We start from the raw sequence: 902 nt of genomic DNA on the forward strand, positions 1-902 counted from the left end.
CGGCTGTGAAGGGCTTGGGTCATGGCGCTGGCGGTGAGGTGACAGGAATCAACAGTGTACTCAACAGGCGCCTGGCTTTGAAGTAGGGCAAGCTGCGAATAGGAATATGATCACCCAATTCTAAACACGTAGTAAGTCTGAGTGAATTAAGGTGCTCTCTGATTTCGTCAGTACTGCTGGCTGATTGCGGATTTGTCACCGACTCGCTTAAGCGAAGCAGGGCATCAAAGAAAAGACTGGCTGCGTTGTCGGAGGTAACCGCAGATTCTTCGGCTTCCTCATCGCTCTCATCACTACTGCTCTCCGCTGCGGCCGCAATGACAGGTTCATCGTCTGTATCGTCTAGTTCAGGTTGTGCCTCAAGCGGTCCCATCGACATAGAGAACAGCGTTCGCTTCTTGGCCTGAACCAAGCGACCGGCAGCCAATACCTCCTCGATCCCATAGGGCCAGAGAGCCAAGGCATCCAAGGCTCGCTTATGTTGTTGTTCCATGCGCTGAGCGAGTGCAACCTCTTCGTCGCCAGAGATCAACTTGATCTTTTGGAAGTCCCTGAGATAGATGCGTAAGGGTTCGGCTCGCCGGGATGCTGCACTGTCGATAAAATGCATGGCGTTGTCGATGCGTTCTTCTTCATCCTCGCTCTCTTGAGGTGAGACGAAAACAGTGAAATCTTCGTCGGGCGCTGCATACTCAAATCGCTCGTCGACCTCGGCCCCCAAATCGTTCACGACCAAGGTCAGCAAGGTATAGTGGATCCCGAATCTGAGACGATGTGTTGGCGCCGACCGAAAACTGACCCACCTATAGCTGTTGTGCCGACCCAAAATTGACCCAGGTGTTCTACTGCTCCTGCCTAATTATTAGGCGGGAGATATACAAGGTGATCACCATGGAAATGTT

At 52.4% G+C, this 902-nt stretch carries 1 protein-coding gene; it reads right to left on the reverse strand.

The features are described from left to right. Positions 1-19: 19 nt before the first annotated feature. Entirely contained in the window at positions 20-745 is a 726-nt protein-coding gene (locus CSZ94_RS27340) for a sigma-70 factor domain-containing protein (protein ID WP_102124365.1), read from the reverse strand. Positions 746-902 lie beyond the last annotated feature (157 nt).

This window comes from Janthinobacterium sp. ROICE36, from assembly GCF_002869965.1.
Taxonomy (GTDB): domain Bacteria; phylum Pseudomonadota; class Gammaproteobacteria; order Burkholderiales; family Burkholderiaceae_D; genus Janthinobacterium.